At 73.9% G+C, this 8,374-nt stretch carries 7 protein-coding genes; 5 read left to right on the top strand and 2 right to left on the bottom strand.

The features are described from left to right. Nucleotides 1-98: 98 nt before the first annotated feature. Entirely contained in the window at nt 99-1,304 is a 1,206-nt protein-coding gene (locus tag ACZ58N_RS33695) for a thiolase C-terminal domain-containing protein (RefSeq protein WP_471167802.1), read from the bottom strand. Nucleotides 1,305-1,510: 206 nt separating this feature from the next. Between ACZ58N_RS33695 and ACZ58N_RS33690 the strand changes: the two genes are divergently transcribed. The 3 genes from ACZ58N_RS33690 to ACZ58N_RS33680 all read left to right on the top strand — a co-directional run bounded on the left by ACZ58N_RS33690 (nt 1,511) and on the right by ACZ58N_RS33680 (nt 3,711). Continuing rightward, entirely contained in the window at nt 1,511-1,768 is a 258-nt protein-coding gene (locus ACZ58N_RS33690) for a hypothetical protein (RefSeq protein ID WP_471167799.1), read from the top strand. Nucleotides 1,769-1,879: 111 nt separating this feature from the next. Continuing rightward, nucleotides 1,880-3,220 carry an acyl-CoA dehydrogenase family protein gene (locus tag ACZ58N_RS33685; protein ID WP_471167796.1) on the top strand — a complete coding sequence of 447 codons (1,341 nt, stop codon included), beginning with the start codon at nt 1,880-1,882 and terminating at the stop codon, nt 3,218-3,220. Continuing rightward, nucleotides 3,220-3,711 carry a nitroreductase family deazaflavin-dependent oxidoreductase gene (locus tag ACZ58N_RS33680; RefSeq protein WP_471167793.1) on the top strand — a complete coding sequence of 164 codons (492 nt, stop codon included), beginning with the start codon at nt 3,220-3,222 and terminating at the stop codon, nt 3,709-3,711. The genes ACZ58N_RS33685 and ACZ58N_RS33680 overlap by 1 nt, the downstream gene beginning before the upstream one ends. A 138-nt stretch (nt 3,712-3,849) precedes the next feature. On the opposite strand, the gene ACZ58N_RS33675 is transcribed toward ACZ58N_RS33680, so the two are convergent. After that, nucleotides 3,850-4,497, bottom strand: a complete 648-nt coding sequence (locus tag ACZ58N_RS33675) for a TetR family transcriptional regulator (protein ID WP_385586130.1) — start codon at nt 4,495-4,497, stop codon at nt 3,850-3,852. A gap of 332 nt (nt 4,498-4,829) precedes the next feature. Here ACZ58N_RS33675 and ACZ58N_RS33670 point away from each other — a divergent pair, with 332 nt between their 5' ends. Both ACZ58N_RS33670 and afsK read left to right on the top strand, forming a co-directional pair. Beyond that, the gene (locus tag ACZ58N_RS33670) at nt 4,830-5,657 is read left to right on the top strand and encodes a VOC family protein (RefSeq protein ID WP_471167790.1); all 828 of its coding nucleotides are present in this window, start codon (nt 4,830-4,832) and stop codon (nt 5,655-5,657) included. Nucleotides 5,658-5,888: 231 nt separating this feature from the next. Then, entirely contained in the window at nt 5,889-8,306 is a 2,418-nt protein-coding gene (gene afsK, locus ACZ58N_RS33665) for a protein serine/threonine kinase AfsK (RefSeq protein ID WP_471167787.1), read from the top strand. Nucleotides 8,307-8,374 lie beyond the last annotated feature (68 nt).

Below are 8,374 nucleotides of genomic sequence, written 5' to 3'. Positions count from 1 at the left end.
GAGCGCCCTTGAGGGACCGGCCCGACACGGGGAGACGATGAGACCGGCGGGAACCCCCCAAACCAGCCCTGACACGGACCGGCCGCACCCCGCCCCCCTCACCCCCGCCCCAGGATCACCGTTCCCGAGGAGCAGAACCAGCCTCCCGTGCCCGAGGCGAGGGCAACTTCCGGGAGGTGGCCGTCCCTTCTGCGGACCTGCCCGGGGCCGGATTCGCCCCGTAGTTGGCGTACGGCTTCGACCAGGAGGAACAGGCCGCGCATGCCCGGGTGGCAGGCCGACAGGCCGCCGCCGTCCGTGTTGACCGGGAGGTCCCCCTCCCGCAGCAGGCGGCCCTTCTCGACGAACGAGCCGCCTTCGCCCTTGGCGCAGAAGCCGAGGTCCTCCAGGGTCACCAGGGTCATGTACGTGAAGGCGTCGTAGATCTCGGCGAGGTCCACGTCGGCCGGTGTGAGGCCGGCGCGTTCGAAGGCGAGGCGGCCCGAGACGGCGGCGGGGGAGACGGTGAAGTCCTCCCACTCCGACATGGTCGTGTGCGAGACGGAGGTGCCGGCGCCCAGCACCCAGACCGGGGTCTTCGCCGTGTCCGGTACGTAGTCCTCCGCGGCCAGGAGCACCGCGCAGCCGCCGTCCGAGCGGATGCAGCAGTTCAGCTTCGTGAAGGGGTCGGCGATCATGTCGGACGACAGGACCTCGTCCACCGTCAGCGGCGTGCGGAACATCGCGTCGGGGTTGGTCGCGGCGTTCGCGCGGGCCTGGACCGCGACGGAGGCGAGCTGCTCCAGGGTGGTCCCGTACTCGTGCATGTGCCGGCGGGCGGCCATCGCGTACTTGGAGATGAGGGTGTGCCCGTACGGCACCTCGAACTGGAGGGGGCCGCGGGCCCCGAAGGACAGGTTCGAGGTGCGGCGGCGGGCCTTGATGTCGGCGCGGGCGGTGGATCCGTACACGAGGAGCACGGCGTTGGCGTGCCCGGCGGCGATGGCGTCGGCCGCGTGCGCGGCCATGACCTCCCAGGTCGAGCCGCCGACCGAGGTGGAGTCGACCCAGGTGGGGCGCAGGCCGAGGTATTCGGCGACCTCGACCGGCGCGAGGGTGCCCAGGCCGGCGGAGGCGAAGCCGTCGATGACGGAGCGGTCCAGGCCCGAGTCGGCCAGGGCCCTGCGGGCGGCCTGTGCGTGGAGGGCGTAGGGCGTGGGGCCGTCGACCCGGCCGCAGTCGGAGAGGGCGACGCCGACGACCGCGACCCGGCGTCGGGGCGTGGAGGAGGAGGGGGGTCGGGGTTGTCCAGTCGGTCCAGGCATGGGGCGACGGTATATCTGACGGTACGTCAGACGCTAGGGGGGGGTGCGCGTGCGCGCCCGCACCCCCATCGGGGGCGTTCCGTGCGGCGCGCCCCTGCTTCTCTTTCGTGCGCCCCTGTTCTCCGTCGTCCCTGTTCTCTTTCGTCGCGGGGGGCCGCGACGTACGGCTGACGCGGCGGCCGTCCCGGGCCGGCTACGGTCGGCGCATGACTTCCTCACCTTCCTCGCGCTCCTCGTCCTCGGCGGGCGGCTGGTCCGGGGTGCTGGGCGTTCCCGGCGGCGTCCTCGTCGTGGCGGGCGTCTCGGGGCTGCTGCACGAGTGGTTCGGCTTCATCCGCTTCCTGGGCTTCACGCGGCACCTCATTCCCGCCGGGCACGAGGTCCTCGGGTACGCGCTGATGACCTTCGCCGGATGCCTGCTCCTCGCCGGGGCGGAGGCGGTGCGGCGGCGCGAGCGCGGCTGAGCCGCCCGGCCGGCCGGGCGCTCCCCGGTGAACACCCGTCGCCCGCCCCTGTGCATCTCGACGCCGCCGCCCTAACATGACGGCCCGTCAGATACGGGGAGGAGCCCGACGATGGACGCCGCCTTCACCGCGGAGCAGGACGAGATGCGCCGCACCCTGCGCGAGATCCTGGGCAAACGCTGCGGCCCGGACGAGGTCAAGGCCGCCGCCCGCACCGCCACCGGGCACGACCGCGAGTTGTGGCAGCGGCTCGCCCGGCAGCTCGGCCTGCCGGGCATCGCCGTCGCCGAGGAGTACGGGGGCGTCGGCTGCACCCCCGCCGACCTGGCGCTCGCCTGCGAGGAGACCGGCCGGGCCCTGCTGCCCTCGCCGTTGCTGGCGACCGCCGTCCTGGTCGCGCCCCTGATCACCACCCTCGGCACCGCCGCCCAGCGCGCCGCCCTGCTGCCCGCTCTCGCCTCCGGTGAGCTGAGCGCCGCACTCGCCGTCCCGGGCCCCGCACTGGCCACCGCCCTGGAGCTGACCGGCGACAACACCCCCGGAGAGTGGGCCGGCGGGGGCCGGGCGGGCGGCGTCCAGGCCCGCGCGGTCACCCCCACCACCGGGACCCCCGGCACCCCCACGCAGGGGTGGCGGCTCTACGGGGAGGTCACCCAGGTCCTGGACGGCCACAGCGCGGGCCTGCTCCTGGTCGCGGCGCACACCGGCGGGTTCGCCCGCAGCCGGACCCTGCTGTTCCTCGTACGGGAGGACGCGCCCGGCCTCGTACGCTCCCGGCAGACCACCCTCGACGAGACCCGGCCGCAGGGTCGCGTCCAGTTGCGCGACGTACCGGCCGAACTGCTCGGGGACGGAGACGGATCCGGGGTCGGGGCCCGGCGCGGAGCCGCCGATGCCGACACCGATGCCGGCGGCGACGTGCTGTTCGCACTCGCCGCGACCGGGCGCACCGCCGCCACCGTCCTGGCCGCCGAGGCGGTCGGGGCCGCGGACCAGGCTTTGGCCCGCACCGTGGACTACGTCCGCCGGCGCGAGCAGTTCGGCCGGGCCGTGGGATCCTTCCAGGCCGTCAGGCACCGGCTCGCCGACCTGTACGTACGGGTCCAGGCGGCCCGGTCCGCCGCCTACTACGCGGCCTGGGACCCGGAGCAGGGACCCCTGGCCCTCGCGCAGGCCCTGGAGGCGCTGCGGGTGACGGCGGGCGAGGGCATCCAGTTGCACGGCGGGATCGGCTTCACCTGGGAGCACGACGCCCACCTGTACTTCAAGCGGGCCGCCGCCGACGAACTGCTCTTCGGCCCGGTCCACCGCCTGCGGGCGCACGCCGCACACACCTCGGGACTGTTCGCACCGCCCGACCGGGCCACCGGGAGCACCGTGGGCGACCGGAACACCCCGAGCGGCCGAACCACCCCCACCACCCCCACCGAACCGGAGAAGGCGGCCGTCTGATGGCAGTGGCCCAGAGCAGGGGCGTCGGCGTGAAGCTGATGCAGAAGGTCTCCTCGACCATGTTGTTCGCCAGGATCGCACCGCACTTCATTCCCGCGATGGACAAGGCGGTGCACCGGCTGACCCGGGGCAAGGTGCTGCTCAGCGCGCGGATGCTGCCGGGGGTGATCCTGACCGCGAAGGGCGCGAAGAGCGGCGAACCGCGCACCACGCCGCTCGCGTGCATGCCGGAGGACGGTGGGACGAGCTGGTTGTTGATCGGTTCCAACTTCGGTCGCCCCGGCCACCCGGCCTGGACCGGGAACCTGCTCAAGCATCCGGACGCGGACGTGAACTGGCAGGGGCGGGACGTCGCCGTACGGGCCCGGCTGCTGGAAGGGGCGGAGCGCGCGGCGGCGTGGCAGGCGGTCCTGAAGTTCTGGCCGCCGTACGCGACGTACCAGGCGCGCATCGACCGCGAGATCAGGTTGTTCCGTCTGGAGCGGCGCTGAACCTGCGCGCCGCGGGGGTGGGCCCGGGAAGGCGGCCCCGGTGAAGACCTGTTGAAGAGGGTTTCGGGACGGTGGATCGGTCGGATTCGGCAGGTCGTGCAGGGCGGACCCCCGGGCGGACCCCGGGAGGGTCCGCCGCTACTTGGTGGGCTTCTTGCCGGTGATGCCGAGGTGGACGAGCAGGGCCAGGTTCGGCTTGAGCTCGGCCTGCTTGACGCCCCAGGTCTGGAAGCCCTTCTGGTGCGAGGCGACCGCGGCGAGCATCGCGACCAGCGAGCCGGCCATCGCCGCCGGGCTGAGGTCCTTGTCGACCTTGCCCTTGGCCTGGAGCTCCTTCATCGACTCCGTGAGGGAGTTGGTGACGGAGTTCAGGATCTTCATGCGGATCTTGTAGAACCGCTTGTCGCCCTCGGCCGCACCGAGGTCGACGACCCGAAGGATCGCGTCGTTGCGCCGCCAGAAGTCCAGGAACCCTTCGACGAGTTCCTCGGCGGCGGCCCAGCCGGCCTTGCCGACCCAGTTGCGGCCCTCGACGAGCGCCGTCAACTGGGCGCCCTCCGTGGCCATTTCCTCGGCGATCTCCAGGACGGCGCCCTCGACGTCCGGGAAGTACTGGTAGAAGGTCGCGGGGGAGGTGCCGGCCTTGCGCGCGACGTCGATCACCTTGACGTCGCGGTACGGCGAGGAGCTGAGCATCTCGCTGAGGCAGTCGAGCAGCTTCTGCCGCGTCGCCTGGCCGCGCCGGCCGGCGACACGCCCGTCGACGGTGCGTACTTGTCCTGTCATGCCGTCAGCTTACCGAGGGGGGATCGGCGCGCTATTCGGCCGCCTGCAAATGGGGTGAGGGGGCTCCCGGCCTGCGCGGGAGCGGTCCCGCGAGGTCCCCGGGGGCGGAATCCGGCCGGGGCCGGGCGGCCCTTGCCCGGGCGGTCGTCCGACCCGGTGCGGGGACGACCCGGCCCGTACCGTGGGATATCCCCCGAATAGTCTTATGAACAGGCTGTGGACAACCTTTCGGGCGGATCATTGCGGGGAGGCGCGAATCACCCCGATCTCCACGGAGGCCGGAAACCGTAGCAAATCCCCGCATGACCCCGCACGACGGAAGGACCCGGCTCATGGCCGCATTCGCGGAAGGCTCGCCCTGCTGGGTCGACGCCTCGCTCCCCGACGTGGAAGCGGGCAAGCGCTTCTACGGCGAGCTCTTCGGGTGGGCCTTCGGGGACAGCGCGGGCGCCGCCTACGGCCACTACACGCAGGCCTACAGCCGCGGCCGCAACGTCGCCGCCCTCGCCCCCAAGCCCGACGGCCGCATGCCCACCGTGTGGGGCGTGTACCTGTACACCTCCGACGCCTACGCCTGCGCCGCCCGCATCCGCGCCGCCGGCGGCCAGATGGTCATGGACCCGCAGCCCGTCGGCCCGTACGGGACCGCCGCCATGGCCGCCGACCCCGGCGGCGCCGTCTTCGGCCTCTGGCAGCCCGGCACCCACCACGGCTTCGACGCCCAGCAGGAGCCCTACACGTACTGCTGGTCGGAGGTCTACACCCGGGCCCGGGACGCCGTGGACGACTTCTACACCCGCGTCTTCGGCTACGTCGCGCAGGACCAGGACGATCCCGACACCGGCGACGAATACCGCGTCTGGTCGCCGCCCGGGAGCGCCCCCGGCACCGACACGGCCGTCCTGGGGCGCAGCCCGATCACCGACGCCTTCCCGGAGATCATGCCCGCGCACTTCCTCGTCTACTTCGCCGTCCCGGACTGCGACCAGAGCGTCGCCACCGTGCAGCGGCTCGGCGGCCGGGTCACCGCCGATCCCTTCGACACGCCGTACGGCCGGATCGCCGTCGTCGCCGACAATCAGGGGGCCGTCTTCGCCCTCCTTTCGGAGCCACGTGTGAAAGCCCACCCGGAGCCGGGGCCGGACCAGGCGCGGGCCTGACAGAATCGAGGTTGCGCGACGTCCGGCACAGCCCGGGATGAGACGCTGCACGGAGTGGGACGCCGCCCCGGCGGGCCGGTTGCCCGCGGGCGGGGCGCGGTCCCGTGAGGGACGCCGCACGGGCAGACCACCGTGCCGGTGCGCGTGCCGATGCGTGTTCCTGCGCGGCGGCGTGCGCGGGTAGGGAAGAACGGGTCCGGCGGGGACCCGTACGGGGAGGTGTGGAGGCGAGTGGTGGAGCAGCTGACGCAGCACGACCCGAGACGGATCGGCCCCTTCGAGGTGCTGGGACGGCTCGGCGCCGGCGGCATGGGGCTGGTCTATCTCGCGCGGTCGGCGTCCGGGCGGCGTGTCGCGATCAAGACGGTGCGCACCGAGCTCGCCGAGGACCAGTTGTTCCGGGTGCGCTTCACGCGTGAGGTGGAGGCCGCCCGCGCGGTGTCCGGCTTCTACACCGCGGCCGTCGTCGACGCCGATCCGCGGGCGGCGGTGCCGTGGCTGGCGACCGCGTACGTGCCGGCGCCCTCCCTGGAGGAGATCGTCAACGAGTGCGGGCCGATGCCCGCGCAGGGCGTGCGCTGGCTCGCGGCGGGCATCGCCGAGGCGCTCCAGTCGATCCACGGTGCCGGCCTGGTCCACCGCGACTTGAAGCCGTCCAACGTCCTCGTCGTCGAGGACGGACCGCGGGTGATCGACTTCGGTATCGCGAGCGGGGTCTCCAACACCCGCCTGACCATGACGAACGTCGCCGTCGGCACGCCCGCCTACATGTCTCCCGAGCAGGCGAAGGACTCGCGGAGCGTCAAGGGCGCCAGCGACGTCTTCTCGCTCGGTTCGACCCTCGTCTTCGCCGCGACCGGCCACCCGCCCTACCACGGCGCGAACCCGGTCGAGACGGTGTTCATGCTGCTGCGCGAGGGCCCCAACCTGGAGGGGCTGCCCGAGGAACTGCGGCCACTGATCGAGTCGTGCATGCAGATGGACGCCACCCGGCGCCCGACCCCCGCCGACCTCCAGGCGCAGCTCGCCCCGCACCTCTTCGAGGGCGGCGACGAGAGCGGTACGGCCTCGGCGTGGCTGCCCGAGCGGGCCGTCGCCATGATCGAGGCCCGACGCGCGGGGCACCGTACGCCTCCGGCGCCCGTCGTCCCGGCGCGCGGCCCGGTCCGCGGCCCGGCCGCCGGTCCCGCCTCCGGGGCCGTCACGCACCGCCGTCCGCGCGGCGCCGCCGACCCGTGGGTGGATCCGCGGACCGGTCAGGCCGCGCCGCCGCGCCCGGACCGGCCGCCGGTGCCCGCGGTGCCCGGCGACCCCGTCCACCTCGGTGCCTCCCCGGTGCCGATCGGGCCCGGCCCGCGGGCGACCGCGGCGGCTCCGGCCGGTCACGCGGGCGCGCAGTCGGCGACCGGCTGGGTCCGCCCGCCGCACGGCTCCCCGGCCCCCTCGGGGGTCATCCCGGGGCCGTCGGGATCCTCCTCCGTCGGGACCGTCCCGGCTCCCGGCCCGTCCCCGGACAGCGGCCGTTGGCGGCCGTGGCGCTTCCGCATGTCCAACGAGGTCTGGGGCACCCCCACCGTCGCCGGTGACCTGCTGTACGTCACGTCCTTCGAGGTGCACGCCCTGGACGTCGGCAGTGGCCGCCGCCAGTTCAAGACGCGGGACGTCGCCTGGTCCATGGCGGTCTCCGAGGGACGCATCCACGCCTCCGACGGGCCGTCCCTGTACGCGCTCGACGCCTCCGACGGCTCCGAGCGGTGGCGGCTGTCCACCGAGGCCTGGGTGTACGCGCTGCGCGCCGACCGGGGCACCGTGATCACCGCCACGCGCGGCGGCGGCGTCCAGGGGTGGGAGGCGTCCAACGGGCAGAAGCTGTGGGAACTCACCGGCGCGCAGAGCGACTTCGAGACCCCGGAGGCCGCGCCCGTCCTGCACGACGGCACCGTCTACGTGTGGCAGGACGCCCGGCTGCGGGCGCTCGACGCCCGCTCCGGCCAGGAGGCCTGGTCGTACCCGGTCGGCGACGCGGCGTCCTGCGGAAACGTACCGGTCCGCGTCACCCCGGCGCCCGACGGCAACGTGTACGTCGCCGCGGGCACCCGCGTCCTGTCCGTGGACCGGGCCTCGGGCCGGGTCCGCTGGCACTTCGAGGCCCCGGCCGTCTTCCTGGCACCTCCGGCGTTCGCGCCGGGCGCGGCGGTCACCGGGGGCGGCGTCTATCTCGCCGACTACCTGGGCACCGTGTACGCCCTGGACGCGGCCACCGGCAAGGACCGCTGGCGCATCGCCACCGAGCCGCGCCCCTCGGGGGACGCGGTCATCGTGGCCAACGGCAACGTGCACCTGGGCGCCGGCAGTGCCCTGTACACGCTCGACGCGGTCACCGGCACCCCGAAGTGGCGGTTCGCGGCGGGCGGCGAGATCACCGGTGCCCCGGCGGTCGCGGACGGGCGGGTCCACTTCGGTTCGGCCGACCACTGCCTGTACACGCTGGACGCGGCGGGCGGCCAGCTCCGCTGGAAGCTCGCCACCGGCGGGGAGATCACGGGCGCCCCGGTCGCGGAGGCGGGCGTGGTGTACGCGTGCAGCAAGGACCGGTGCGTCTACGCGCTGGACGCGGCCAAGGGCACGGGCACCCGTACGGGCGGATGACCTGCACGGAAGGCGGGGCTCCGGCCCCTCCAGCTGCTTCACGGCACCGGGAGTGACAGGATGGACCC

The sequence above is a fragment of the Streptomyces sp. NPDC040432 genome (genome assembly GCF_055595445.1).
The sequence above is the reverse complement of the archived record's forward strand: the minus strand, read 5'-3'. Positions and strand labels throughout refer to the sequence as shown.

Bases quoted from the DNA above. Each gene is read 5' to 3' on its own strand.
- ACZ58N_RS33695 (WP_471167802.1), bottom strand. From the start codon at position 1,304: ATGCCTGGACCGACTGGACAACCCCGACCCCCCTCCTCCTCCACGCCC.
- ACZ58N_RS33690 (WP_471167799.1), top strand. From the start codon at position 1,511: ATGACTTCCTCACCTTCCTCGCGCTCCTCGTCCTCGGCGGGCGGCTGG.
- ACZ58N_RS33685 (WP_471167796.1), top strand. From the start codon at position 1,880: ATGGACGCCGCCTTCACCGCGGAGCAGGACGAGATGCGCCGCACCCTG.
- ACZ58N_RS33680 (WP_471167793.1), top strand. From the start codon at position 3,220: ATGGCAGTGGCCCAGAGCAGGGGCGTCGGCGTGAAGCTGATGCAGAAG.
- ACZ58N_RS33675 (WP_385586130.1), bottom strand. From the start codon at position 4,497: ATGACAGGACAAGTACGCACCGTCGACGGGCGTGTCGCCGGCCGGCGC.
- ACZ58N_RS33670 (WP_471167790.1), top strand. From the start codon at position 4,830: ATGGCCGCATTCGCGGAAGGCTCGCCCTGCTGGGTCGACGCCTCGCTC.